This window comes from Methanosarcina sp. MTP4, from assembly GCF_000970045.1.
Classification (GTDB): Archaea; Halobacteriota; Methanosarcinia; order Methanosarcinales; family Methanosarcinaceae; genus MTP4.
This window is the reverse complement of the sequence record NZ_CP009505.1, coordinates 2,038,848-2,064,044: the sequence shown is the minus strand read 5'-3', so window position 1 is coordinate 2,064,044 and position 25,197 is coordinate 2,038,848. Positions and strand designations below refer to the sequence as shown.

The following is a 25,197-nucleotide window of genomic DNA, read 5'->3' as shown; positions in this document are numbered from 1 at the left end:
AAAATTTTGCTGTACTGTTGTCCGAATCTGTTTTCAAAAACCAGACGGGGGATTCTTTGCAGATTTTTTCAGGCACTGGAAGGCGTGATCCTGCACACAAATCCTGCACACAAATACCCATGCTTGATTCTCAAAACCCTCCCTCCGGGCAGGCAGGAGTAAACGGATTTACTTTTCTGACTCTTTCCCTTCCGGTTTTGCCTTCCCCACCTTTTCCAGCCTGTGAGCAACGATCTGCTTTCCAATTACAGTGGCAAAACCGGAGAGGATTCCCAGCCCGCAAAAGATGTAGACCATTGTGAAAACTTTTCCCGGATCCGTTTGAGGGGAAAAGTCTCCATATCCCACGGTTGTCAGGGTTATTACCGAAAAATAGAATGAGTCAAGCCAGGTCCAGCCCTCGATGTTGTGGTAAAAGAAAGTACCCAGAATAAGAATTAGCCCTACTATAACTAAAAGGGTCTGCAATTCCTCATTTTTAAGCTGGTTTTTTAAGGTCTTGAGAAACAACAGTAAAGTGATGAAAATAGATAACATTAATCCTGCCCCCCTTTAAGAATATAATAACAAAAGGTTAAAAATATACCTTCTATGGCAGCTTACCCGAAAATGCCGATCAGCAAAAGGGGGAAGAAACAAAAGGGCAAAGAATCAAAAAGGCAAAGAATCAAAAAGGGAGGAAGAAGCTCGATGAACCCTTCTTTATCTTTGTTCTCTTCTCTGTTCTCTTCTCTCTCTCCTCTTCTCAATGTGTTCCACCCTCTTGTTCACAATATGCTCCCCGATAACATCAACAAACCCGAACAGAATTCCCAGCCCTACAAAGATATAAATCATCGTAAAAATTTTACCCACATCCGTTTGCGGAGAAAAGTCTCCGTACCCCACAGTCGTCAGTGTGATTACTGAAAAATACAAAGAGTCAAGCCAGCTCCAACCCTCGACGTTGTGGAATACATAAGTCCCGAGAATAAGGACAAAAGCCACGGAAGATAAGAGGGCACGAGTCTCCGGTTTTTTAATCAGTTCGTATAACGATCTCAGAAACATCACAAATGTGATTAAGTAAGGGAGCATGGTTTCTTTCTCCTTAGCTTTGAAGTCAGGTACAAATTCTCATCAACTCCGAATCTTCATCAACTCGTTATAATAATAACTGACAACGTATCTCAAACAGAAGACATTATCTTCTCAAAACTGCGGGTTTTCCAGCCCGTCCCATTTCCTGAAACTCCTTCCGAGCAGGGAAACGGCCACAGGTACGAGCGCCAGGTCTGCAAGCAGATAGTAGGGTCCCAAAATCGACAAAACGATGTTGAGGATCAGGACCGGGACTATTGAGAGGGCATAGAGTGCAAAGGTCTTTCCATTGTAGAGGTTCACCGAAGGGTAAAGCCCTGTCAGGTAGACAAGCACCGTGACCATGTAGAAGGATATGGAGAGGAAGACCAGCAAAGAGGGGACAAGAGTGTAAGGTGCCGTCCTCAAGCCGAGGCCGAAGAGGAAAACGAAGGGGACGACATTCAAGAAGGCATAGCTGTCGAGTTTGCTCTTTATCACGTCCGAGACCTTCAGGGGGAGGAAAGCGTAGGATGAAAACAGGTCGAATTCCGTAAGCCAGTTGTACATCGAGGAAGAAAGCACCCCCAGGACCAGGGAGAAGAGGAGCAGGGAGTCGAGAGCCGGGATCACGTTTCCAAGGGCAGAAAGCAGCACCCAGACCAGTGTGGCCGGGAGCAGGAAGGAGAATATGATTTTCCCGAGCCCGCCTTCACTTCTTTTCAGGTCAAGGAAGTCCTTTGCAACAAAAGCCGCATAGCGGTAAGAGCCAAAGCGGGAGGAAAGCCCGGAAAAGGAGTTGGAAAAACTCTTCTGCACCTGGGGATAGTCCACTTTCAGGAAGATAAGGGAAAGAGCGGAAGGGACGAGTACAAGGAAAGCCGAGACCAGAAGCTGCCGGGTTTGGGAAGGAACAAGGTAAAAGGCAAGTGCCGGAAGGGCGTACAGGGTTTCCCCATTGAAGTTTCCGGAGGCAAAAAGCAGGGCAGGAAATGCCAGCAATAAACCGGCAAGCACTGCTTTTCCCGAATGGGCATAGACCGTGGAAAGGAAAAACACAACTGAAAGCCCGATCATGAAGGAAAGGGAAAGCGTGAGGGTGAGAAGCGGGATTTTGAAACTTTCGGCAGCCGAAGGAAGCACGAATTTTACCGCCAGGGCAAAACCTGCAACGAAAGGCAGGACGTAGAGGAAAAAATAGTACACAACATCTTTTACAAGGAAGTTCAGGAAAACGACCCTCTCGGAAACCGGAAGCGTCCTTGAAGAATATGTAATCAGGCTTGCCTGCCCGAAGCGCCGGTTCATGAACTCTCTTCCCATGAGCCCGAAAGCGCCCACCATGCCGCCTACCAGCAGGAATAAATAGTGCATCCCGAGAGCGATTCCCTTATCCGTAACGATTACCCTGAAAACCGGGAGGACCAGGCTCACAAAGAACGTGAAGAGGAAGATGAATACCGGAAAGAGGGCAAAGCCGCTGTGCCCGAAGAGGCTGGAGTGCATCCGCCACTCTTCTTTCATCATGCTTTTGAAAATGTCAAGCATAGGCGATCATTCTCATGCAATTATTTCTGTTTCATCCGTTTCTGCCTGATTTATTTTGGACAGGTTCCCGTGATTCCCGTGAATTCCGGCGCCAGTGCCGGTGTTCAGCTGGCTTTCCCCGGGCTTTCCCACCAGTTTCAGGAAGAAATCTTCAAGGTTCCGGTCATCCAGTTCGGGGCTGTCCATGCGCCCGCTATGGACGAGTTTGCCTTTATAGATGATCCCGATACTGCTGCAGATTTCCTTTGCGATTTCCAGGATATGGGTGGAGATGAAAACCGTGCCTCCGTTTTTCACGTAACCCCGGAGGAAATCCTTTACTTTCCGCTGCATAACCGGGTCCAGGTTGATCAGGGGCTCGTCGATGATTGCAAGTTCCGGCTCGTGCAGGAAAGCCTGGGCAAACATCAGTTTCTGGCGGGTACCCCGGGAAAGGTCTTTGCAGAGCACGTTTTTCTGCTCTCCGAAATCGAAAAACTCGAACCAGCGCTCACAGGCTTCCTCGTATCCTTCCAGCTTTCTGATTTTTGCAACGAAATACAGGTACTCTTCAGCAGTCAGGAAACTGGGCGGGGTTTCCTGTTCAGGGATTACCCCCACAAGCTCCCGGACCTTCAGAGGAGCTTCCAGGACGTCCACCCCGTGTACCCTCAGGGAACCGGAATCCGGTTTTATCTGACCCGTGAGCATTTTTATCATGGTGGTTTTCCCGGAGCCGTTTGGGCCCAGGAGCCCGAAAAGTTCCCCTTTTTTAACGGAGAGGTCCACGCTGTCCACTGCTTTTATTTTCCCATAAGATTTTGAGAGACCTTTTACCTCAATCATAATCCCTGGCTCCTGCAAGTCTTGCTAGTCTTTCTTCATTATCGGGGTAAACCCTGCAAGCCTTTATTCTGCAAATTTTTGTTCTGCAAACCGTTATTCTGCAAACCGTTATTCTGCAAGTCTTTATTCCGCAAACCTTTATTCTGAAAGCCTTTATTCTTCAAGCCGTAATTCCTCGTCAGGATAAATTTTAATCAGTGCTTTGTAAGACTCGGTAATTATTATCTTGTATATGATGAAAATCGGAATTGCAAATACCATCCCCAGGGGGCCGAGCAGCTTGGAAGCGGCCAGGGTCAGGACCACACTCAGGAGGGGGTTGATGTTTACCTTTTCGGAGATCATGAAGGGGATAAGGTAGAAGTTGTCCACAAGCTGGGCAGCTAAAACCGTGCCTGCTACCAGGATAGCTGTTTCCGGGCTGGTCAGGTAGCCCACAATTATGGGAGGAATCGCCCCTATTATCGGGCCGATGTAGGGGATGATGTTCAGGAAACCTGCCAGGACTCCCAGGAAAAACCAGCCGTCAACTCCTGCAAGATAAAAACCTATGCAGCAGATCAGGCCCACAACAGAACTTTCGATCATCTTTGCGCTGAAGAAATCTTCAAGCTCTCTTCCCATGTCCTTTAAACCCCTATCGATAATCTCGGCATGTTTCGGAGGAGCATATTCGCCGATGTAGCTGGCAAGCTTATTCCGGTGCCTGAAATACATGCTGAACATCAAGGGAATTATGAGGGCTCCTGCAAAGAGATAATATGAAATTTTTGATATGATTCCGGTAAATTCGGTAAAGATGGCGTTGCCTACTTCCTGCAGGTCGCCGGGTTTGATAACTCCGGAATTCGTTAGCTTTGTAAACCTCGATTCGCTCCCGAAAAGCGCGGAAGCCCCGCCCGTAAAGTCCTGCTGCACTTTTGCAGCTTCGGCAAGCAGGGCGGCTATCTCGTCCATCTGGCTGCTGATGAGAACCACAACAGCAAACAGGGAAAGAAGGATCAGGGAAAAACCTATAGCCTTCCGGTTCAGGTTCGGGAACCTGTCCATTACCCTGTTGAAGCCGGAGAGTAATTTTTCACTGATCAGGAGCAGGATAGCCCCGAGAATAAGGACTATGAAAATGTCCTGGAAATAAAACAGGACCGCAAAAAAACCTGAAAAAACTACGGAGATTGCAAACAGAAACCTCCATACGTACCTGTTAGCGCTAAGTGCCATTTTTCCCGCCCGTCTCCTATTATTTAGTCTCTTCCTGTTAGTACATCTCTTTTTAATTTTTCACATTCTCTGTATAAACTTCTAAACTATATATAAACGTATAGCCTGAGGAGTTAAAGGTCCGTTTAATTCCGGATTGCTTCGTAATCACAAACCCGCTTTGAATTGTTCATGTAGTACATAAATAATTCTTCTCCCCATTTCAAAGCTCCAGGTTCCTGACAGAGCAGGTATTGATTTGTCAGTACCCCGTTTTTCCCGTAAAGCACAACCGAAAGAAGGTCATCGGTCAGCAGGACTGCCGCAGGAAGTCTGGTCCCTGTATATACAAAAATGTCCCGGTTTTCCCGGTCCAGGAGTTTGCCTGTTTCTTTTCTGTACCCCTTGAAAAGGGTCCCGAAAAGGGAGTTTTTCAGCTCAGGGGAATTTTTGTCTTCAAGCAGTTCCTCCTGCATGTCTTTAAAAGCGGCTTCACTGATTATGATCCCGGTCTCGATCTTTCTTTCCAGGAGTTCGGAATAAAAAAACGGAAGTTCGGAGTAAAAGGCTGAAAAAAAGAGCCTGACCCGGCCTGAAGCCAGGATGCTGTTCAGTACCCTGTTCTGGAGCAGGATACTTTCGTTTTTGAGAGGGATAACCCGGCACCGCTCCAGTTCATGGATTCTTTCTCTCAGGAAAGGGGGAAGGGAACTGAGCTCATGTTCCTTCCAGTAATCCATATTCTCTTCGTAAAGCTCCAGAGTCCCGAGCAGGTGCTTCATGTTTGCAACCACTACGGGACCCATGCCAGAAAGCCTGTACATATCGCCTTCCTTTTCGACCAGCCCGGTTTTCAGGAGCTGCTTAATCTGCGGGATCATGGATTTCCAGGGAAAATCGAAAGCTTCCTTAATTTCCCCGGAACTTTTCGGGCCATCGGCAAGGAACAACAGCAGGTTCTTTCTTTTTTCCGAAAAGAATAGGGTGTCCAGTAGCTTTGATTTCATACTCTTTTCCTCTCCAAATCCTTCGATTATTCAAACACTTATCAGACATTTATCAGACACTTACAGGTTCAGAATAGCTGTTTTTCCTTAGAATCTTCGCAAAAATTTCCGTAGCCTTTCCCCGGTGGGTGTCCATCAGGATAATCAGGGGCGGGAAGATCACGAAGGTCACAAGCATTGCCAGGAGGACGTCAATAACCGTGACCAGCCCGAAACTGCTGATCATCGGGAACGGGGAGGCTATCAGGGCTGAAAACCCAAACACGGTTGTGGCCCCTGATGCAATAAGGGCTGTTCCGGTGGTAGACACTGCCTGGTAGATTGCGTCCACAGGATCCATTCCGGCATTCTTTTCCTCAAAATAACGTTCCATCATCAGAATCGAATACTCGGACCCGACCCCAAGGATCAGGGCACCCATGACCGCAGTCATCGGGTTATACGCAATACCCATGCCCGCCATGACCAGGCCTGACCAGCCAATCACGATTATCATGGGGATAATGGGGGAGAGGGCCTTTACGAGGTCCCTGTAAACCACCAGAAGGCCCATCAGTACCAGGAAAACCCCAAGCAGGGTCATCTGGCTCCGGCCATTTGTAAGCCCGTCAATCATATCAATGATAACCACGGAATCCCCCGTGATCGTAACAGTGACCCCGGGAGGCGGCTGCATCCATCCAATATCTTCCTTGACAATCTCCCGTAATTCCTCGATTCCCGTAATTTCAAGGTCGGCCATTGCAGTCCCTATGTCCAGGTCAATGTGGAGCAACTGCCCGCCCTCGAGATATATTTCCTTCTGACTTTCGGGAATCTCCTCATATATTGCCTGTATTTCCTCTGAAGTTCCGGGAATTGTCCCGCCATTTCTTTCCTTTACCAGGTCCACGATACTTGTGGCGCTGTAGATGTGCGACCTACTTGCTACTTCATGCAGGGAAAATTCGTCCATCCACTCCAGCAGTTCGGGATCGCTATTATCCTCAACTTTCAGAATGACGTTCAGGTGGTCCCCTGACCCCGGCATGATACTCTGCATATGCTTGAAGTTGATCAGGGAAGGCATATCCTGGGGAATGAAGGTGTTGGTATCGGTCTGGATCGGAATAGAACGGTCGGCATACAGCCCCGCGGAACAGGTCAAAAGCGCTACTACGAGAATTACGGTGGAGTATTTCAGGGTATAGCCAGTCAGTTTTTTCAGGGTTTTTTCAATTGCTCCGGGTTCATGTCCTGCGGAGACGGAGACGGATAAATCCTCCAACCCTTCATCGAAGCCATTTTCCCCTTTTCTGCGCCCCCCCTTCTTAAACATCCCAAACAGGTTTTTCTGAGCTATCCAGTCAAAAGTGTAGAGGGTAACCAGCCCGAAAAAGAGTGAAGAAAGGTAACACATGATTACCCCTATGAGCAGGAGTTTTCCGAAATCCTGGATCATGGGGACGACAGAGGTAAACAGAGAAACAAAACCAAGGGCCGTCATTGTTAGGGCAATCAGGACGGCGGGTGCGGTGTGCTTGACCGTATAAACAAGGGCCTGAGCCGAATTTTTGCCTCCTCGGATTTCCTCTTCCATCCTGTTGTGGAACTGGATAGCATAGTCAATCCCGATCCCTATCAGCACCGGGAATGCGGACATGGAAACCATTGTCATGGGCACCCCTGCATATCCCATAAACCCGAAAGTGAAGACTATCCCCAGCAGGACAACGGGGAGCGGGAGCAGTCCCCACCTGACATGCCTGAATACAAGAAAAAGGACGATTACCATCAAAATCCCAGCAATCCCGAGCAGTACGCCCATACTCTTTCCCATTTCACTGTTAATGTCAAGCATAAGAGAAGGCCTGCCTGTGATAATCAGGTTATAGCCCGGAGGAAAATCGGCTTCTTTTGAGGCGATTTCCACATTATTGATAATGTCTTCCTGCTCCTGGTCCGTGCTGCTTCCTTCGATCCCGATAGCTATGAGCATATGGGTATCATCAAGCACGAGTGACTCGAAATATTCAGGATAGCTATCTATCATCTCCCAGACTTCCGGATCAGAATCGGGAATTCTGGACCTCCCGGTTTTTGCATAATTAATTTGCTTCATGACGGAAGCAGGGCTTGAGACCGTAGTAACCCCGGGGATATTCTCTACCTGATGCTCCAGCCTATCGGCGGCCTTCATAAGGTCCACTGTTTCAACATCGTTTCCTTCCACCATCACAACAATGCTTTCCGTACTGAAGGTGTTCAGGAAAAGGTGGTCATAGTCCTTGTACAGCTGCGAATCCTTTGACACCTGGGTATCGGTCCCGGACGCCATTTCGATGTATTGGGCTCCCTGGAAAGAGAGCAGGACCAGCATAAACACAACCGCAAGTATGATTGCACGGTTGCTCTGGATAAAAATGCCCAGTTTTTCAAAAACGTTTTTTATATAGAATCCCCCTCTGGAGGCTTTAATTATTATTTAATTTCTTCCGGTTTTCGATTCAGTCAACTTTGATTCAGTCAACCTTAATCAAGTTAGGCCTTCATTCAGTGAATTTTTCCCAAGTTCATTTTGATTCAGTTAATTTTCGTATTATTCGAAAAGTTCCATAGCAACAGCTTTTGAACAATGATTTTGCTGCAAAAAAGCCCCAAACAGATCAAACTGAAATCTGTCTGAAATTCTTTTTAGCACCTTAGTCCGATTTCTGCGGGATTTTCAAAATCCGGAACTTCTCTTTCAAGGCTCAGGGCATTAAGGCTGTAGAAGGTTTCGTTCAGGGAGAGCATAAAGTCGGCCCTGATCCTGGAAATCAGTTTATCGGGACGGAGGCAAACAAAATGGGTCGGTTCTCCTTCAATAATCCGGACATGCCCTTTTTCCGCCATTCCCCTGAGGACCTTGTACACCTTGGGCCTGGGAACTCCGCTTGCTTCATAGATTTCCCTGGCTGTCCCCTCTTTCAAACAGACAAGGGAGGCGTAGATCTTTGCCTCGTTTTCCGTAAAGCCTAGTTTCTGAAGGTTATTGATTAGTTTCAGGGTCATGTTTCTGCTCCGTGAAGGATACTAAACTAAAAACTAAAGTTCGACATCAATTATTTTTATAATTCTTTTTGATTATTTCTGTAGTTTTGTCATGTTTTCGAGGGTTACGGGCTTCGGGTTTACTTTCCGCTTTCCATTGCCGAATCGATTTTCCTCATGACTCGCAACATCGTTTCAAGGCTCTTTTCAAAATCCCTGAAATCCTGCTTATCACCTAAGCTCAGAAGCTCGGCAGCCATCGCCTCGGAGATCTCATTCAGGAGTTCATAGCACCGTTCCCCTTTTTCCGTAAGGGAAATGAGGACTTTTCTGCGGTCTTCAGGATCGTTTTTTCTCAGGACAAACCCTTTTGCTTCCAGAGAATCAACCATTCTCGAAAGGCTGCTCCGGTCCATGCCTACATATGTCCCGATAGTCGAGGGCATGACTTCCTTTACCAGACCAATTATCGTGATAACACCAGGTTGATTTTTGCTAAGCTCCTTGAGTTCGGCATTTTCAGATGCGGCTACTTTTTGAAAAAACTGGTCTTCAAACAATTTACTGTGAAGTGCTCGGAATTCAAGATCCATCAACCTTACTTTCTTAATACATTCGGGGTCCATGTTTCCTCCAGGGATCTATAAGGCTGCAATAAGCCCGTAAGAGACTGATGACTTTGCAGATTCGCAATCCTGCAAAAAGGCTTCAGCAACCACATACCTGGTTCCCTTTCCGGGTATAGCTGAGATTTCAGCAGATGAAATCGCAATAGTTAGTATACAGATGGTCAATAAACTGATAGTTTGTATTTATATTGATGTAAAATCAACTGATGATTTATCATCGAAATGGTACAATACTATTTAAATTTATCCATTAACATAGATATGTCTGAGGATTCAAGAGTATGCCCTGAAAATGGAAAATGTGATCTAAAATTGCAATTTTCTCCGGAAAATATGCACATTTTTCAAAAAAAGAATGTTATTCGATAAGTGCTCCATATTAAGAAGGTTTTTCGAGCAATCTATCAGGGTTCACTTTTGAAATACCGGATCCGGAGTCAGGTCCTGAATATTCAGTCTATGGTTTTCTTCGCAAACAGCTGTTTCGCCATGGCGACCCTCTGTTCAAGGTCCGGCCCCTCAAGGTCCTCTACCACGGCTTCAAGGAGGGTGGGGATCTCAAGGTGCTGGGGGCATTTTTCCAGGCACTCTTCACACTGCACACACTGGGAAGCAAAGCCGGGGTCTCCTCCAAGGGCACCACCCAGACTTGCTGCATACATGAACTTTGCTTCATCGGCATTGCCAGACATGTGCAGGTTGTTGTATGCATCAAAACAGGCAGGAATATTTACCCCTGAAGGACAGGGCATACAGTACCTGCAGCCGGTACAGCCCGCTTTCATGAGTTCGCGGTACTTTTTCTCGGCCTTCTCTACAAGCTGAAGTTCGGTTTCAGTCAGGGAATTCGGGTAGGCTTCACCTGCCACCTCTAGGTTTTCTTCCACATGGGCTTCCTCGTTCATGCCGGAAAGTACGACCGTTACTTCAGGGTGGTTCCAGACCCAGCGAAGGCCCCATTCCGCCGCTGTCCGCTTAACCGGAGCCTCATTCCAGAGATCTTCCACGGCAGGAGGCACGGGGCTTGCGAGTTTTCCTCCGCGCAGGGGTTCCATAATGATTACGCCAAGGCCCTTCGAGGCTGCATATTCCAGGCCTTCGGTCCCTGCCTGGTTCTTTTCGTCCAGGAAGTTGTACTGGATCTGGCAAAAGTCCCAGGCATAAGAGTCAACTATTCGCCTGAAGTCCTCTCCCGAGCCGTGGAAGGAAAAGCCTGCGTTAATAATCCGCCCGTCAGCTTTTGCTTTGTCAAGGAAATCAGCCACACCCAGTTTTTCAACCTTGTCCCAGAGTTCGCCAACGAGGCTGTGGATGAGGTAATAATCAATATGGTCCGTGTTGAGCTTTTCAAGCTGGGCGTTCAGGAATTTATCCATTTCGTCCCGGCTTTCAATCATCCAGGAGGGAAGCTTTGTTGCAAGTTTGACCTTTTCCCGGTAGCCGTCGGCAAGGGCTCTTCCGAGGAATGGCTCGCTCGCACCCATGTGGTAGGGCCAGGCCGTATCGATGTAGTTTACACCGTGGTCGATTGCATAGCGGACCTGCTTCCTGGCTCTTTCTTCGTCGATCGTTCTGTCTTCATTTACGGGAAGGCGCATGCATCCGAAGCCCAGTATTGAGAGTTCGTCCCCGTTCTTTGGCATTTTTCTGTACAGCATTTTTCATTCTCCTTATTTTTGATTGGATTCTGGTTTGATTTTGATTTTGATTTGAATTTTGATTTGAATTTTGATTTGAAGTCTGATTGATCACTTTTCTTTCTTTGAGGTCAGTTGTTTGAAATTAGCTTGTTTACAGGCATTTATGATTGACTGATCACTCCAAAGTTCCGTGAAAAAAATTATTCGGGAGCCAGACCTTTCCAGAGGATCTGAAATCCTTCCTCGATGATTTCATCCATATCCAGCGAGCTTCTGGAGTCCAGAACAAGACTTACCACCGCCCTGCTGGACTGGTAAAAAATCATCATGGCCAGTTCCATTGAATAATTTCCGGTTTTTCCATTCCTGAAGCCTTCCTCCGCCAGAGCGCGGATGGATTCATACTCCTTCATCGCTTCTTCCCTGGTGATTTTTGTGATATAGGGGGATGAACTGAACTGTCCCACAAAAAGGAACTCTTCAGGATTATTAACGCCGCACCTGACGAAATTCGACCACAGCTTCTTCATCCTGGCCTCAAAAGTGGCTTCGGAATCAAGCCCTTCTTTTATACAGATGCTTAACCTGCCCTTAACCTCAAAATAGAGGCTGTTTATCAGGGCTTCCTTGCTTGGGAAGTAGTTGAAAAGGGTCCCTGTGGCTACCCCCGCGTCCTTTGAAATCTGCGCGGTGGACGTGCCGTGAAAACCCCTCTCCGTAAAGAGCTTCAGGGCTGCGTCCATGATTGCGGTTCTTTTGTTCTTAACCTGCCGGTTCATGTTAAACTCTCAACTAAGAAAATTGACTAATCAGTCATTGGTGTTTTCGGTATAAAAGTTTTACTTTTGCTCCCCCAGCTGAGCACAGGTAGCCCCCGACACTCCACTTACTTCTTCTATCATATCCAGGGCTTCCCCGAATGACAGGAATTGCTGCCCGGTCGTGACATGAAAAAGAAAAGAAGATCTCCGGCAATAAGAGCAAGCCCGCCTGCAAAGAAAACATCATGAACACCGAGCAGGTCCACAATCAGCCCCCGAGGAAAAAACTGACCTAGTAATTTTAAACACCCATGATTGTTGCTTCAACAAGAGAGCACGTGTACCAAATTTTGCTTTCTCGCAGTTGCTTCACTCGCCTCAAGGAGTTTACATATTGCATATCTACCCATTCCAGCCTGAGCAGCCCTGCAGACATCGGCTTTCTTAAGCTACAGCTCCAGTTTATGACCCTTCTCCAGCTGCTGAATCTGTTCTTCGCTTCTGGCGGCCAGTTCCCTGAACTGATTGATAGTATCCCGCATTTTGGGCAGAGCTTCCTGCTTATAGGTGCTGATGGAATCCAACGCTTCCATGACATCGGCAAAGGCAGTCTTCAGCGTCTCGACAGAGATATTGGTTTCCATTGACTGTTCCTGGATTTCCGCCCCCTGTTCCTTCAGCATTTGCGAGGTGCTGCCGATGATATTATTAGTGGTCTCATTGAGCATTTGAATCTTCTTCAGGACAATCTTCTGGTTATAAAGAGCGCCGGCAACCATCACTGAGGTCTTCAAAGCGGAAACCGTCACATTTTTGGCTCTTTCTACCCCGCGCATCAGTTCCTTATTATTTCTGATCACAAGCTCTATCGCCATTACGCCCTGCTGATTGACTACGATCATCTGCTGCATATCCATAATCCGCTGCCGCAGTGGAAACAGGACTTCTTCGGTGACAAATTTAATATTTTCCGGGTCTTCATTGCTGGCTCTGGCTGTTTCGATCTGCGTTTCAATGGATTCGTCCATCAGGGTACCAAGCCGGACCTCTTTTATCAGCTTTTTAGTCAAATTGCGCAATGCCTGCTGTTCGATCTCCAGAGTAGTATTATCGTTTTTCAGAATTGTTTTCCCCTTGTCCAGAGAGACAATGATGTCCGCAATCGCCGAATCTGCTTTCTGGTATCTGGCAAAATAGTCCCTTACCGGGTTGAACAGCTTGCCGAAAATGCCGGTCCTGGTGAAATCAATCAGGCTGGGGTCCAGGTCTTTTAATTCCCGGTTCAAATCCATTAGACCTTTTGCCACAACGCCGCCTTCATCGCCGTCTCTGGACAGTTTCCCGACTGTCACCTGCAGCAAAGAATTTTTATCTGCCGAGCTTTTCATCGAGGCAGCCCCGAAAGACTCGATCGACTGGAGGATATGCTTCTTTTTGGCAAATTCATCGATATCCAGAGTCAGAATTTCCGCAACATTTTTCTCCGCTACAGCCTGAAGCTGGGCGACCTCCTCAGATACCGGTTTGACCTGCTCCTCCACCTCACTCTTAATCGCCGCTTCATCGGGCACTTCCATAGTAAAAGCCATCTTAGCCCCTCCCGTATTTACATTTCGGCATTGAACAGGTTGCCCAGCTTATAAACAACGTCATCGGTATCGGCGTTAATGCTGGCAGCCTCATTTATGCTGGAGATAGCCTGCAGGGCCGGAAGATCCGCATTATAGCCAATTGTGTATATAGGTATTCCAAGGTCCTCTACAATGTCTTTAATATCGTTCAGCGAATGGCCTTTATTGGTCTCGCCGTCGCTGAGAACAAAGATAACCGGTCTCAGATCGGGATCTGCATCCCGTTGATCCTCGATCATCTTCATGGCGACAGCAATCGCATCGAAGGTTGCCGTGCTGCCACATGCCTGCAAATCATTAACCGCTCCGACAAACAAGGCTCTCTGGTTCAGATCGAATCTGGAAATCGGCAGATCGATATTGACATCGTTGGAATATGATGCCAGGCCAATCATATTGTCCTCCCCGATGTAGTATTGACCTTTGAGCAATGAATCTTTCAAATTGTTCAGCGGCTCGCCCATCATGCTGCCGGAGACATCGGCCACAAATACTGCGCAAATAGGTTTTTTCTTTTCTTTCCAGAGTTTTTGGGACTGGATGATCACATCGCCGCTGACAGGTCCGGTTTCGGATTGGTATTCATTAAAGCCGTTAAAACCATACTCGGTGGCCAGGATCTGGTACTTTTCCTGCTGGGAGAATTCAACGAATTCGTTCAGGATTTTCATTTTCTCTTCCGATAGGTCGCCGATCGCATACATCGGGCTGTCATGTCTGAACCCAAAGGGTATAAATTCGTAGTACCCGATATCCGGTGTATTCACATAGGTCTGGTATTCCAGGACAAAACCGTCCAAAACACCTGATTTGGCAGATTCCCTCATTTGCAGAGTAGTATAGGCGACCACGGGAATATTGGCCTGGAAGCCCTCAAATCCTGCTTTTGCTTTGTCGCTCAATAAGTTGCTGCTGTCAAAGGTGTATAAAGTTGAGATCAGGAAGTTCAGCCCGGTTGAACTGGCAAAAGGATTGGTGTAGCCCATCGCCAGTTCCTTGTTCGCGACAGCATCGGTAATCGTCCTGGTATTGACTGCCCCGTGTTTGTTTACCAGTTCGTCTTTCTTGGATTTAGTGAGCAGGACCCCGGCCACATTGCCGGCAAGTCTTTCTTCCACTAACTCGGCTTTAACCCCTCTGGAGATGATTAGCTCTCCCCAGAGCTCATTGGACGGCGTATAGGCATCCGGCAAGTACTTCCCGGAAATAATATAATCGGCGGCTTCCCCGGAGGGGATTCCTCTGAGCCTTATCGATACCTGCTTGCCGTCAATCATTATTCCCGCGTCATTGAAGTCCCTGGCCACTTCCGTTAGCCAGCCATCAGCACCGCTGCCAGCTTTTTCTGTTGAGGAGAATATTTCGATGTAGCTGGGTGTGCTGCTATCAACCTGCGGAGGGTATCTGGAGATATCAGGCAAGTCTTCGGACAGGGAGTTTTTCAGGTCCGGGGAAACGTCAACATGGCCCATAGGATGCGGGACTGCATTCACATTGATGTCTTTAACGACCCCATCCAGCGATTTCTCATCGGGTCCGATTATAGTAATCGCCGCATAAACTAAGATAAATACTACAACTGCTGCTCCGATTATCTTCAAAATTACTTGTTTGTTGTTTTCGTTCGGCATGCCGATGCCTCCCTCTTCAATTCTTATAGTATTTTGCCTGTTTGATCAGATTATCGATCTCGATCATGCCGGGCATTTGCTCCAGTTGGCCACTCTCTACACTGTTTAAGCCTGAGATCTCCAGCAACAGCTTATCAAGCTTTAGCAGGATCTGCTCATTATCTTCAGTGGCAGCTTTCACAAAATTGATATACTCATTAAAAATTTTAAGTTTTTCTTCCATAAATTGCTGCGAAAAGGCCCCTTCTTCGTATTTCCTTCTAACGAAATTGTAGTCTTCTTCATCGAATGCATCCAATTTATTGAGGATGCTGCGGATGTTCATAAAAAAGATCTCTTCCACCTCAGCGATGACCGCATCAAATTTCCTGTAGCTCATCTCTGAGGCACTGAAGATCTGCAGAAGGATATCCCGGATAGTTTTATTTTTATTCTGCAGCCGCTCAATCTGATCGAACAGCATGTCAACATTTTTTTCGAATGTTTTGAGCCCCCTGTGGACATTCAGTGCTTTAATATAATCATTCACAGTCCAGACTTTATCAATTTGAAATACTTTCTCAGGTCCGGTAAGGAGCTCATAATTGCCGTAGATTAACCCGGCGCCGCTTAAGAAGATGAATGTGGTGCCAAGGGCTGTTTCCAATGCACCGGCCCCGAACAACCCCAGTCCGATCAATCTTGGAGAAAAGGTAACTATGTTGGCGGCGGCAATGCCCAGATTCAGGCCTGACAGTTTAATCAGCTTTTTTCTGTCCATGTACTCTTATCCCCAGATTTTTCTGTGTAAAGATCGAGCACACCCAGTCTTCCGAGGTGAAGAAGACCTTATAAGGCCTGTTTTCGACACGCTGGTCAGGGAATGCCTTGAAGGAGTTGAGCGCAAACTTGGTATGAGCCTCCAATCCCATCTGGTCGGGCTGTGCCGGAACATGAACGATGACGTCTTTCGCATGCCGGTTCGCGAAAGTCTTCAGATTCCTGTGCGTTCCAGGCACCATCCGCCGTCTGAAGCAACATCATGTTGTACTGTTCAGTTCCTATGCTCTTCTCTCCGTTTATTTCTATTTCGTTCTCAGTAGAATGTTAACATATATGAACAGTTTACACATAATAAACCTTGTGAAGTTGAACTGTCGTCTTTTAAAACTTTATCAATCAGTATGTAGGGAATGATTAATTTCCAACCCTCTTCTCAAGCTTGACTAAACTCGCCTCTGTCTGCCATATTCGGCACTTCGAATTTCTCGTTTTTAAGTCTGCTTGTTTTGGTTAATTTTGATTGACTGATAACTCAAAAGCCTTCAGAATCGAAAATTATATCTACAATTTTTACAATATACAGTAATTACTGGAAATTGTGTAAATAGGGCGTTGAAATGAAAACAGTAAAAAAAGAATTTGAGAATCTTGTGTATCAGGGGATGAAATCCTACGGACTTGATGAACTTTCCTCTAAATTGCTTGCAATACTTCATTCTGAACCAGATCCACTAACTTTAGAAGAGCTTTCTACAAGGACCGGGTATAGTTTTTCAGCAGTTAGTGCGGCAATGAAATTGCTTACTGGAATCACTCTCGTAGAAAAAACAAAGAAAGCCGGTTCAAAAAAATTGTACTTCTCAGTTCAAAAAGATATGTTGACAATGATCATTAATGCAGTAAAAACCAAGAATGAGGTCTTTGTTAGTCCTGCGCTTAAAGATCTTCCTGCAATAATTGAAAGATGCAAAAAAAACAGGTCAGAGGACTCTGAAGAAATGCTCAAACTAATCGAAGATTACTATCAGCAAATGGTTGCATTAGACTTAATTTTTAGAAATATTGCGGAATACATTGAAAATATCCAGGTGGAGTTGAAGAAAAAATGAATCAAAATACAAAACTAAGATATTTGCTCTTATTATTTATTGCAATTATCTTAACAGGAATCTCTACGGCTAATGCAGAAATTTCCAGTTATGCATGCGTAAACGCAGAGTTACAGGAAATAAGTCCCAGTTCAATAGGTATCGATGAAGAATTCACCCTGGGAATTAATCTTGAGAGCTGCGGTACTAAAACTCCTGAAGATATTACTTTTGAGATAATCAGCATCCCCTCAGACATAAAAGTTACAGAAAATTTAGTTACTAAAGTTCCAAAATTAACTTATAGTACAAGTGAAAGGTACCTGGTATATCACATGAGAACAACTCCTGATGCTAAACCTGGCCCTCATCTTATAAAGATGAAATTAACATATCCAAATACCCCCGTTGAAACAACGAAATATTATGAAATTGAGGTCAGAGTGATAGGCGAAGATGCTGAACCGAGAATCTCTTCTGTCAAAACCAATCCTGAATATATCTATGAAGGAGATACAGTTGACTTAAGGTTAGGCATAGAAAACTTTGGTGAGGCAATAGCAAAATCTGTATCAATTGGCCTGGACCATGAGTTTAAAGGAATTAAAAATTCCACAATTGGAACTCTTGGCTTAAACGGGAGTCAAACTGCATTATTCAAGTTTAAAGCAAGTGAGGCTGGAGAATTTGAAATCCCTGTCATTATAGAGTATGAAGATGATTTTGGCAAGCAAAAAAATGAATATGACATTAAAATAACCGTGCTTGACAAAAAAGGGAGTTTGAATCTTGCATCCGTAAAGGTTGATCCTGTTCTTCCTTACATGGATGATACTGTAGAATTGACCATGAGGGTCGAAAACTCCGGGGACAGGACAATAAATTCAATAAGGGTCTATGCTGACCATCCGTTCAAAGGACTGAAAGAATCCTTTATAGGAACTCTTGACCCGGATGAAGACGGACCTGCGGTAATTACTTTTATAGCTGATGAAGCAGGGGAATACGAGATCCCTGTGACCATAACGTATATTGATGATTTTGGAGAAGAACAGATCGAAACGAAGATCAATGTCATAGTCCTGGAAAGCAGTGGTGGGGCAGGAACAGCTGCAATCGTATTGCTTATCCTGGCAGTTATTGGAGGATTGATTTACAATAATTACAGAACAAAAAAGTCAAAGGATGAGATAATCAGGCAGTTAATGGAAGGCAGTGATAACTCTGCTGACAACAAAGAACAATGAGAGGTCTCCAATATGATCAATGATATCAGGGTGGGAGCTCTCATTGCATACTGCAGTGTAAAAAGAGGGAACAAAAAAACACTAATGTTCATCGTTTTTGTTCTCTCGCTCATTTTTATGAACCTGGTGTTCCTTCCATCAATGATAGGAGGAATGACTGTTCTATTTACTGGTATGATGCAGGACTACCCTTACGGGGACGTTGTCATTGAACCAACAGGCGACAAAACCTACATCAACAACGCTGATAATGTCTTGCAGAAGGTCCGGGCTGTCGAAGGAGTAAGGGCTGCAACAAAACGACTGGACGTGGGAGCATCTATTGAGCATAAGCAGAAAGTTGTGGGAGTAACCGTGACGGGTTTGCTTCCGACAGAAGAGTATGAAATTTCGCGATACCCGTATATTATCACTGAAGGGGATTTCTTAGGGGAACTTTCCCGGGATGAGATCATCATTGGTGCTGCAATCGCAGGCACAAGTCCAGTTTTTGGAGAAATATATGATAACCTGGGTGAAGTCAGAGCAGGATCCCTTGTTGATGTAACATACAGCAATGGCGTAAAAAGGACCTATAAGGTCAAAGGCATCATGGAAGGCACATTTGAACTTGTTGATCTTAATGCTTTAGTTCACTACAAAGAAATTGAAGAAGTATATGATTTGGAAGAGAGTAAAGCTACCAGTGTAGTTGTAAGGGTTGACAAGCAGGGGACTGAAGAACAAATACAGGATAAGATCAGAGAAGCCGGGGTGAATGAGCAAGTCTTCACATGGGCTGATAAATCAGAGTCTCTCATAAGGCAAGCAATGCAAAGCCTGGGTGCTATAGATGTCATGTCAAAGTTTGTGAGTTTGATCGTAGGTGCAGCACTGGTCCTCATCATTATCTATATCAATGTACTTAATAGGAAAAAAGAGATCGGTATTTTAAAAGCAGTAGGCATTACTCCAGGATCAATAGTATTATCCTATGCGTTCCTTAGCATGTTCTATGTTTCCTTAGGAATATTTGCAGGATTGGTATTATACTTTGCACTTATGCTTTACTTCCAGGCAAATCCGGTAATATTCTACGAAACCATGGAAATAAGACCCCAGATCGATCCGGTGCTGCTTATCGAAAGCATAGTTACCATGCTTACACTATCGGTGATAGCCGGGATACTCCCTGCCTGGAGCGTATCAAAAGAAAGCATACTCAAAGCCATCTGGAGTCGATAAAAAATGATCACAGTAAAAAACCTGAAAAGGTATTACGGGACAGGGGAAACAGCTGTAAAGGCTCTCAGGGGTGTTTCGTTTGAAATAAAGAAAGGGGAATTTGTAGCGATAATGGGTGCGTCCGGAAGTGGAAAAACGACTCTTTTAAGGATACTGGCATTATTGGACGACGCAACAGATGGGGAATATACCATTCGGGGATTGAAGGTTTCCAGTTTGCCTGAAGCAGAAAGGAGTTATTACAGGCTGACACAGGTCGGTTATGTCTTCCAGGATTATGCACTTATAAATGAAATGACCTCTGCAGAAAATGTTTATGTGCTCTCCATGATGGAAGGCAAATCAAGGAAGGAATCTTACAAAACTGCTCTTGAAGCATTAGATAAGGTTGGTCTAAAAGAAAAACATAACAGGATTCCTGATGAATTATCCGGTGGAGAAAAACAAAGAGTGGCAATCGCAAGAGCCATAGCAAAAAAACCTGACATATTGTTTGCTGACGAGCCATGTGCAAACCTGGACACTCGAAACTCAAAACAAGTACTGGATGTGTTCAAAGAGCTGAATGAAAAATATGGCCAAACAATTATAATGGTAACTCATGAACCATGGCATACTGAGTATGTTGACAGAGTAATTACTCTTGAAGATGGTAGTTTAGTTAGCGATGAGCAAAAACGAAGGTAGTCCATTTTTATACGAATTTACAGGTTTCCAGTGGGTTTTTGGACTCTGTCTTTTGATCGTCGCCGGGGTTCCAATTTTGCAGCCCAACCCCATGCCCACCCACGGTTGCGCAAGCAACCGGCTTGCCCCTGAATTTAATGAAAAAGATGAAGAATTAAAAGCTGAAGCCGCATTTTTTCTTTTTTGAAATTTCCTTTAAGGTTTTCGCTGAGTTCAAACGTGCTTATTCATTTTGGCAATTGCTTTGGGCAGGCCTCGCTGACACTCGGGAAAGACACAACTTACGATCAAGAAAAAGAAAAACAGAATTGGAAGGTTTAAAATAGAATCAGGCTAAAGACTTTAGAAAAAACTGCCTGTGCAGGATTGCACCAGATTGCCTGCAAAACCATACTTATCTACAAATCCATACTTATCTACAAATCCATACTTATCTACAAATCCATACTTATCTACAAATCCATACTTATCTACAAATCCATACTTATCTACAAAACCATACTTATCTACAAATCCATACTTATCTACAAATCCATACTTATCTACAAATCCATACTTATCTACAAATCCATACTTATCTACAAAACATCATCCAACTTTTCTAAGCGGGAGGCAAAACCCTGAAAGAAACTCTTCTCGAAATCAAATCCGCATTCATGGAATACTTCAAAGAGCGCGAAGCTGAAATCAACGGCTCCCTGCTTGCCGTCCTTTCAGGGGAAAACCTGCTCTTCCTGGGTCCACCCGGCACCGCCAAGACCCTGCTTGCAAAAAATGTCTGCCAGTCAATCGAAGGCGGAAACTTTTTTAACTACCTCCTGACCAGCTTTTCCACCCCCGAAGAGATCTTTGGCCCGCTTTCCTTAAAAGCCCTTGAAGAAGACGAGTTCCGGCGGAAAATCGACGGCTGCCTCCCGACCGCCCACCTCGCCCTCCTGGACGAGATCTTCAAGGCGAGCAGCGCTATCCTGAACAGCCTCCTGACCATCCTGAACGAACACAAATACCACAACGGAAGGGAGATTGTAGACGTGCCCCTGCTCTCGGTTTTCGGGGCGTCCAATGAACTTCCCGAAGAGGATGAAAGTCTCGAAGCCCTCTACGACCGCTTCCTCTTCAGGTACAGGCTAGCCTATATCCAGGACGACGAGAACTTCCGAAGCCTTCTCTTCCGGACCCTCGGGGACTTCGAACCTGCCGTACAAATTTCGGTGTCCCAGATCGAAGAGCTGCGTGCCAGTGCGGAAAACCTGCCCGTTGACCCTGATGTCGAGCTTATCATCACCGAACTCAGGCGGGCTCTCCAGCTCCGGGAAATCGAAATCTCGGACAGGCGCTGGAAAAAGGTCGTCCAGGTGCTGAAAGTTGCAGCCTGCAGCAGCGGCTGCCCGACTGTTGACCGGACGATGGCGCTTTTGCTCCAGCACATGCTCTGGAACCTCCCCGAAGAACGCGAAGCAATCCGGAAAACGGTCTTCGAACTCGTGGTCTCCGGCGGGATCAGCACCGAGAAACTGCGCCTGGATGCCGGGGACCTGAAAGCTGCCATAAGCATCGCCCTGATAAACGAGCTGCCGATTGGAACAGTCTGCGACAGCTGCGGAGAAGAATTCAGCCTCAGGCAGGAGGTGGAAGCGCACCATAACATGCACCCGAACCACAGCTATAAACTCAAAAGGGAAGGGGATTCCAGAATTTACCCTTACGATAACCTCATCCGGGAAATCGATTCCCTACAGGAAAGTTCGGGGAAAACTGCCGCTCTCTCCCCGGCTCAGAAGGAAGTTTTTGAAAACGAATATGAGGACCTGGCAGGCAGGTTGAAGGGTGTAAAAAAGCGCTTTGAAAAAGAACGCGAACTTCTCAGGGACCTCATGGAGGCAAACATCTGGCTCTCAACCCTCGACCGGAACGAAGCCCTGCTCCTGCACGATACAAGAAGTGAAGAACTTTCCGAAATTGAGGGCCTTATGAAGGAAATCCGTTCCGTCCTCGGTTTACAAATCAGGCCCTCAGGACACGTCGAAGCGGAAGCTGAAGTAAATGCGGAAGTGAAAGCAAAAGTCCCGGTCCCGGATTCGAGCAGCAGCTCTGCCGGGTTCATGAAAGGGCTGGGGTCCAGGTTCAAGTTGAGATAAACAAACCGGAAAAATAAGGAATAAACAAGCTGGATAAGCAAGCTAGATAAGCAAGCTGGATAAGCAAGCTGGATAAGCAAGCTGGATAAGCAAGCTGGATAAGCAAGCTGGATAAGCAAGCTGGATAAGCAAGCTGGATAAGCAAGCTGGATAAGCAAGCTGGATAAGCAAGCTGGATAAGCGAGCTGGATAAGCAAGCTAGAGCAAACAAACCAGGATAAACCCGGATTCGTATACTATAGTCAAGAACCAAAATTCTTTCACCAATCTCAAGTGAAAGTTTAACCACAGAAAGCACGGAAGACACGGAATAAAGGAAATAGAAACACAATCTTTCCGTGCTTTCCGTGTCTTCCGTGGTTATAATGTAAATGTGAATATTTGCATTCGAGACTATGGTTCAAATTATCATAAAGAACGGAAGGCAGGGAGTAGGGTACTGATATGGAAAAATCGGATAGTCTCCTGAACAATCTGAATGACCCCTCCCTAGAAACTTACTCTTTTTTTTCAAGAAACAGGCCCTGGCACGGCTCCCTTACCGTCCGGAAGCAGACCGCAGCCCTGCTGGAAGGCGAGCTTAGAAGCACAATTGCCCGGCCCAGGACTATCCCCCGATCTCTGAGAGAAAAAATTGCTGAAGTAATCACCCAGGAAATCCTCTTCGGACAGCCTTATGAAATAAAAGACCCTGCAAAATTCATCGGGCATTTCGGAGCCTTTTACCCTGTTTTCCTGACCCTGAAAAACTCAAAACCCTGGCCAAAACTCCGAAAGATCGCGAGAAAAAGTCCCGGAGCCGGCGTTGCCTGCCTGAAGCTTCTCCTCCCGCTTGTGTACGATGTCATGGAACGTTTTTCGGCAGCTTCCGATTCTTCCGTAGAGGGACTCGGGTTCGAAATTGAGGCTGTCCTCCGGGAATTCGAAAAGGTCTTGAGAGAAACTTTCCTCCTCTGGGGAAACCGCTCTCAGGAAGGACTCACGGACAGGGGTGGCAAGCCTTGTCAGCCGGATCTGGAACCAAATAATGGGCAGACGGCTCTTTGCGAAGCTGTCCTGAACTTCATGCAGATGGACGGCTACCAGGCTTTCCTGGACGGCATGCTGAAAGGACTCTACCGCAGGATGGACGAGTTCATCTCGGAGATGGAGGAAAACCTGGACCTCTTCGACCTGCTTGCCCTCCTCTTTCCGGGCAGAAACTGGAGCTATTCCGTAAAGGAACTTAAAAAAGAGCCCTTTTATGTCCACCTGAAGATGGTCAGGCGCTTTTCAAGCTTTTTCGAAGAAAACCCGGACCTGAGGCGGATTGTGGACTTTATCGGAAGGCGGGAGTTCGATCCTCCGGCAGACCGCATACGCTACTCGCCCTTCGGGAAAAACAGGATCCAGACCGTCCGCTTCTCCGACTCCCTGAACAACCTCCTTCCAATGGAAGCCGCAAAACTCCTGAATCCGACCCTGAAAAGAAAGTTCTACGCGGACATGCTGGAAGGAAGGCTCCTTAGCTACCAGCTGCTTGGAAAACACTTTACAGGCCCGCCCCGCCTGAAACCAAAAGGCCCCCTGATCGTCCTTGTGGATACCTCGGGTTCCATGCACGGGGCTCCCCAGACCCTTGCCAAATCCGCGGTGCTTGCCATAGCAAAAAGGATGCTCGCCCAGAAACGGGACATGAAAGTCATCCTTTTCGCCTCCACAACCCAGCACCTGGAAATCGAGCTCAGCAGCAGGAAGCGGATGTCGGAAAAGTTCCTGAACTTCCTCCTCTACACCTTCGGGGGCGGGACGGACTTTAACACCGCGCTTGCTTCCGGGCTAAAGAGCCTTAAAGAAAAGGACTTTCGGGGTGCGGACCTGCTCTTTATCACGGACGGGAAGTCCGAGGTCTCCGACGAACTTGTGCTTACCCGCTGGGAAGAGGCAAAGAAGAAGTACAACGCAAAGATCTATTCGCTGATAGTGGGAGCTTCCGGAGCAGGAGGGCTTGAGGAAATCTCGGATTACACCTACCTGGTGGAGATGGACGTGGGAAGAGAAGGAGCCGGCGGGGTTGTGAGGCTGGTTGAAGTGAAAACTAAGGATGATGAGCCTTAAATTAGGTGAATATTGCTTAAAATTGCTTTTTTGTCCTTTTGTTATCTCCGGTATTAACCATTTTTTTTCATACCCTGCATATTCAAGGCAAACTTTGCGATAATAACAAATATTTTAAAGCCAATCATCTTTTAGGAGATTTCATGAAAGTAAAGTGTGTGATACTGTTTATTCTCGTAATTTTTTGTTTCATGTCAATGTCAGGCTGCTCGGGCCTTGAAGAGGAGGCCGGAGAGGAAGAAACAGCAGTAACCGAATCTGTTGAAGAAGCAGAAGCTGCTGCAGAAGCCGAAAAAGCAGTTGTATACGGACCTGGAACCACGGTCCTGAATCCTGAGCCAGGACTTCCCGACCGGCCTGAGAGCAAGCTCTCAGAGTACGAAAAATACCCTTCCAGGGAAGCCCCGGTTTATGAAGGGATTGAATTCGACAAGAACTCCCTCCGTTTTTCCGAGATATTCAGCGATTTCGATACCGTGACCGCAAACCCGGACGCTTTCCGGAAGGCTGCTGAAGACGGGACTATAGAACTCTATCTGAGGGGAAGGGCTTTTGAGCTTGAATTTGACGTGGCTGAAACCTTCACCCCGAAAGTAATTATGGAAAATGAAAGCGGCTTTTATACCGAAGAAACAGCTCCCATCAGCAACTACAGGGGAAAGGTTGCAGGCATCGAGGACAGCCGGGTTGCCATGACTGCCGGGGAGAATGTGGTTATAGGAAGCATCGATATTGGGTACGTGGAAAATTACTGCATTGAACAGACTAACCGGACCCTGAACGGAAAAGTAATCCATGTGGTTTACAGCTCAGCGGACCGCAAGCCCAGGGAATTTACTGAATATCCCGAGCTCTGAACTTTTTACTTAAAATCAAATTGCTTGCGGCTACCCCACCCAAAAGAGAGGTATGCTTCGGGCCGCACATCAGGTTTCTCAGAAACCAGGTTTCCTGGGGATTCGGAAAGCTTCGAGTTGCCGTTGCCCGGATTCCCCTAATCTAAGGGACTGG

The 25,197-nt window shown here is 46.4% G+C and carries 24 protein-coding genes; 9 read left to right on the top strand and 15 right to left on the bottom strand.

Features of this window, described 5'->3' with window-relative positions:
- Positions 1 to 168 precede the first annotated feature (168 nt).
- The 15 genes from MSMTP_RS08675 to MSMTP_RS08605 form a co-directional block, all read right to left on the bottom strand.
- Positions 169 to 537 carry a potassium channel family protein gene (locus tag MSMTP_RS08675; protein ID WP_052718333.1) on the bottom strand — a complete coding sequence of 123 codons (369 nt, stop codon included), beginning with the start codon at positions 535 to 537 and terminating at the stop codon, positions 169 to 171.
- 165 nt (positions 538 to 702) lie between these two features.
- The gene (locus MSMTP_RS08670; protein WP_231582974.1) at positions 703 to 1,077 is read right to left on the bottom strand and encodes a potassium channel family protein; all 375 of its coding nucleotides are present in this window, start codon (positions 1,075 to 1,077) and stop codon (positions 703 to 705) included.
- Between the two features lie 114 nt (positions 1,078 to 1,191).
- Positions 1,192 to 2,607 carry a hypothetical protein gene (locus tag MSMTP_RS08665; RefSeq protein ID WP_048178662.1) on the bottom strand — a complete coding sequence of 472 codons (1,416 nt, stop codon included), beginning with the start codon at positions 2,605 to 2,607 and terminating at the stop codon, positions 1,192 to 1,194.
- Positions 2,608 to 2,619: 12 nt separating this feature from the next.
- Entirely contained in the window at positions 2,620 to 3,432 is an 813-nt protein-coding gene (locus MSMTP_RS08660; RefSeq protein ID WP_082090561.1) for an ABC transporter ATP-binding protein, read from the bottom strand.
- Between the two features lie 153 nt (positions 3,433 to 3,585).
- Positions 3,586 to 4,653 (bottom strand): AI-2E family transporter, encoded by a 1,068-nt coding sequence (locus tag MSMTP_RS08655; RefSeq protein ID WP_048178661.1) that lies wholly within the window; start codon positions 4,651 to 4,653, stop codon positions 3,586 to 3,588.
- 125 nt (positions 4,654 to 4,778) lie between these two features.
- Entirely contained in the window at positions 4,779 to 5,639 is an 861-nt protein-coding gene (locus tag MSMTP_RS08650; protein WP_048178660.1) for a winged helix-turn-helix domain-containing protein, read from the bottom strand.
- A gap of 52 nt (positions 5,640 to 5,691) precedes the next feature.
- Positions 5,692 to 7,998, bottom strand: a complete 2,307-nt coding sequence (locus tag MSMTP_RS08645; RefSeq protein WP_231582973.1) for a hydrophobe/amphiphile efflux-3 (HAE3) family transporter — start codon at positions 7,996 to 7,998, stop codon at positions 5,692 to 5,694.
- 314 nt (positions 7,999 to 8,312) lie between these two features.
- Positions 8,313 to 8,672, bottom strand: a complete 360-nt coding sequence (locus tag MSMTP_RS08640) for a TrmB family transcriptional regulator (RefSeq protein ID WP_048178658.1) — start codon at positions 8,670 to 8,672, stop codon at positions 8,313 to 8,315.
- Positions 8,673 to 8,791: 119 nt separating this feature from the next.
- On the bottom strand, positions 8,792 to 9,277 hold the full coding sequence (locus MSMTP_RS08635; RefSeq protein WP_048178657.1) for a MarR family winged helix-turn-helix transcriptional regulator: 486 nt from the start codon (positions 9,275 to 9,277) through the stop codon (positions 8,792 to 8,794).
- Positions 9,278 to 9,732: 455 nt separating this feature from the next.
- Positions 9,733 to 10,938: an aldo/keto reductase gene (locus tag MSMTP_RS08630; RefSeq protein WP_048178656.1), complete on the bottom strand. Its 1,206-nt coding sequence runs from the start codon at positions 10,936 to 10,938 to the stop codon at positions 9,733 to 9,735.
- Positions 10,939 to 11,120: 182 nt separating this feature from the next.
- Positions 11,121 to 11,699, bottom strand: a complete 579-nt coding sequence (locus MSMTP_RS08625; protein WP_048178655.1) for a TetR/AcrR family transcriptional regulator — start codon at positions 11,697 to 11,699, stop codon at positions 11,121 to 11,123.
- Between the two features lie 431 nt (positions 11,700 to 12,130).
- Positions 12,131 to 13,270 (bottom strand): toxic anion resistance protein, encoded by a 1,140-nt coding sequence (locus MSMTP_RS08620; RefSeq protein ID WP_048178654.1) that lies wholly within the window; start codon positions 13,268 to 13,270, stop codon positions 12,131 to 12,133.
- Between the two features lie 17 nt (positions 13,271 to 13,287).
- Positions 13,288 to 14,943 (bottom strand): VWA domain-containing protein, encoded by a 1,656-nt coding sequence (locus tag MSMTP_RS08615; RefSeq protein WP_048178653.1) that lies wholly within the window; start codon positions 14,941 to 14,943, stop codon positions 13,288 to 13,290.
- Positions 14,944 to 14,959: 16 nt separating this feature from the next.
- Positions 14,960 to 15,703: a hypothetical protein gene (locus MSMTP_RS08610; protein WP_048178652.1), complete on the bottom strand. Its 744-nt coding sequence runs from the start codon at positions 15,701 to 15,703 to the stop codon at positions 14,960 to 14,962.
- Positions 15,681 to 15,944 (bottom strand): ester cyclase, encoded by a 264-nt coding sequence (locus MSMTP_RS08605; protein WP_052718332.1) that lies wholly within the window; start codon positions 15,942 to 15,944, stop codon positions 15,681 to 15,683. The genes MSMTP_RS08610 and MSMTP_RS08605 overlap by 23 nt, the downstream gene beginning before the upstream one ends.
- 378 nt (positions 15,945 to 16,322) lie before the next feature.
- On the opposite strand from MSMTP_RS08605, the gene MSMTP_RS08600 reads away from it, so the two are divergent.
- From MSMTP_RS08600 to MSMTP_RS08565, 9 genes are all read left to right on the top strand, one after another.
- Positions 16,323 to 16,814, top strand: coding sequence for a GbsR/MarR family transcriptional regulator (locus MSMTP_RS08600; RefSeq protein ID WP_048178651.1), 492 nt, complete (start codon positions 16,323 to 16,325; stop codon positions 16,812 to 16,814).
- Positions 16,811 to 18,040: a COG1361 S-layer family protein gene (locus tag MSMTP_RS08595; RefSeq protein ID WP_048178650.1), complete on the top strand. Its 1,230-nt coding sequence runs from the start codon at positions 16,811 to 16,813 to the stop codon at positions 18,038 to 18,040. Before MSMTP_RS08600 ends, MSMTP_RS08595 begins: the two co-directional genes overlap by 4 nt.
- Before the next feature lie 12 nt (positions 18,041 to 18,052).
- Complete coding sequence (locus MSMTP_RS08590) at positions 18,053 to 19,264, top strand: ABC transporter permease (RefSeq protein ID WP_048178649.1); 1,212 nt, start codon at positions 18,053 to 18,055, stop codon at positions 19,262 to 19,264.
- A gap of 3 nt (positions 19,265 to 19,267) precedes the next feature.
- A complete protein-coding gene (locus MSMTP_RS08585) occupies positions 19,268 to 19,951 on the top strand; it encodes an ABC transporter ATP-binding protein (protein ID WP_048178648.1) in 684 nt (227 codons plus the stop codon).
- On the top strand, positions 19,932 to 20,138 hold the full coding sequence (locus MSMTP_RS19180) for a hypothetical protein (RefSeq protein WP_156153754.1): 207 nt from the start codon (positions 19,932 to 19,934) through the stop codon (positions 20,136 to 20,138). Before MSMTP_RS08585 ends, MSMTP_RS19180 begins: the two co-directional genes overlap by 20 nt.
- A gap of 179 nt (positions 20,139 to 20,317) precedes the next feature.
- A complete protein-coding gene (locus MSMTP_RS08580) occupies positions 20,318 to 20,575 on the top strand; it encodes a hypothetical protein (protein ID WP_048178647.1) in 258 nt (85 codons plus the stop codon).
- 32 nt (positions 20,576 to 20,607) lie between these two features.
- Positions 20,608 to 22,089 carry an AAA family ATPase gene (locus MSMTP_RS08575; protein WP_082090560.1) on the top strand — a complete coding sequence of 494 codons (1,482 nt, stop codon included), beginning with the start codon at positions 20,608 to 20,610 and terminating at the stop codon, positions 22,087 to 22,089.
- Positions 22,090 to 22,533: 444 nt separating this feature from the next.
- Complete coding sequence (locus MSMTP_RS08570; protein WP_048178645.1) at positions 22,534 to 24,186, top strand: VWA domain-containing protein; 1,653 nt, start codon at positions 22,534 to 22,536, stop codon at positions 24,184 to 24,186.
- 143 nt (positions 24,187 to 24,329) lie between these two features.
- On the top strand, positions 24,330 to 25,043 hold the full coding sequence (locus MSMTP_RS08565; protein ID WP_048178644.1) for a hypothetical protein: 714 nt from the start codon (positions 24,330 to 24,332) through the stop codon (positions 25,041 to 25,043).
- Positions 25,044 to 25,197: the final 154 nt, after the last annotated feature.

Coding starts and splice junctions, on each gene's coding strand:
- MSMTP_RS08590 (WP_048178649.1), top strand. CDS start 18,053: ATGATCAATGATATCAGGGTGGGAGCTCTCATTGCATACTGCAGTGTA.
- MSMTP_RS08650 (WP_048178660.1), bottom strand. CDS start 5,639: ATGAAATCAAAGCTACTGGACACCCTATTCTTTTCGGAAAAAAGAAAG.
- MSMTP_RS08570 (WP_048178645.1), top strand. CDS start 22,534: ATGGAAAAATCGGATAGTCTCCTGAACAATCTGAATGACCCCTCCCTA.
- MSMTP_RS08620 (WP_048178654.1), bottom strand. CDS start 13,270: ATGGCTTTTACTATGGAAGTGCCCGATGAAGCGGCGATTAAGAGTGAG.
- MSMTP_RS08600 (WP_048178651.1), top strand. CDS start 16,323: ATGAAAACAGTAAAAAAAGAATTTGAGAATCTTGTGTATCAGGGGATG.
- MSMTP_RS08655 (WP_048178661.1), bottom strand. CDS start 4,653: ATGGCACTTAGCGCTAACAGGTACGTATGGAGGTTTCTGTTTGCAATC.
- MSMTP_RS08665 (WP_048178662.1), bottom strand. CDS start 2,607: ATGCTTGACATTTTCAAAAGCATGATGAAAGAAGAGTGGCGGATGCAC.
- MSMTP_RS08615 (WP_048178653.1), bottom strand. CDS start 14,943: ATGCCGAACGAAAACAACAAACAAGTAATTTTGAAGATAATCGGAGCA.
- MSMTP_RS08635 (WP_048178657.1), bottom strand. CDS start 9,277: ATGGACCCCGAATGTATTAAGAAAGTAAGGTTGATGGATCTTGAATTC.
- MSMTP_RS08670 (WP_231582974.1), bottom strand. CDS start 1,077: ATGCTCCCTTACTTAATCACATTTGTGATGTTTCTGAGATCGTTATAC.
- MSMTP_RS19180 (WP_156153754.1), top strand. CDS start 19,932: ATGAGCAAAAACGAAGGTAGTCCATTTTTATACGAATTTACAGGTTTC.
- MSMTP_RS08675 (WP_052718333.1), bottom strand. CDS start 537: ATGTTATCTATTTTCATCACTTTACTGTTGTTTCTCAAGACCTTAAAA.
- MSMTP_RS08575 (WP_082090560.1), top strand. CDS start 20,608: ATGGAATACTTCAAAGAGCGCGAAGCTGAAATCAACGGCTCCCTGCTT.
- MSMTP_RS08640 (WP_048178658.1), bottom strand. CDS start 8,672: ATGACCCTGAAACTAATCAATAACCTTCAGAAACTAGGCTTTACGGAA.
- MSMTP_RS08660 (WP_082090561.1), bottom strand. CDS start 3,432: ATGATTGAGGTAAAAGGTCTCTCAAAATCTTATGGGAAAATAAAAGCA.
- MSMTP_RS08605 (WP_052718332.1), bottom strand. CDS start 15,944: ATGGTGCCTGGAACGCACAGGAATCTGAAGACTTTCGCGAACCGGCAT.
- MSMTP_RS08625 (WP_048178655.1), bottom strand. CDS start 11,699: ATGAACCGGCAGGTTAAGAACAAAAGAACCGCAATCATGGACGCAGCC.
- MSMTP_RS08595 (WP_048178650.1), top strand. CDS start 16,811: ATGAATCAAAATACAAAACTAAGATATTTGCTCTTATTATTTATTGCA.
- MSMTP_RS08585 (WP_048178648.1), top strand. CDS start 19,268: ATGATCACAGTAAAAAACCTGAAAAGGTATTACGGGACAGGGGAAACA.
- MSMTP_RS08610 (WP_048178652.1), bottom strand. CDS start 15,703: ATGGACAGAAAAAAGCTGATTAAACTGTCAGGCCTGAATCTGGGCATT.
- MSMTP_RS08645 (WP_231582973.1), bottom strand. CDS start 7,998: ATGCTGGTCCTGCTCTCTTTCCAGGGAGCCCAATACATCGAAATGGCG.
- MSMTP_RS08565 (WP_048178644.1), top strand. CDS start 24,330: ATGAAAGTAAAGTGTGTGATACTGTTTATTCTCGTAATTTTTTGTTTC.
- MSMTP_RS08630 (WP_048178656.1), bottom strand. CDS start 10,938: ATGCTGTACAGAAAAATGCCAAAGAACGGGGACGAACTCTCAATACTG.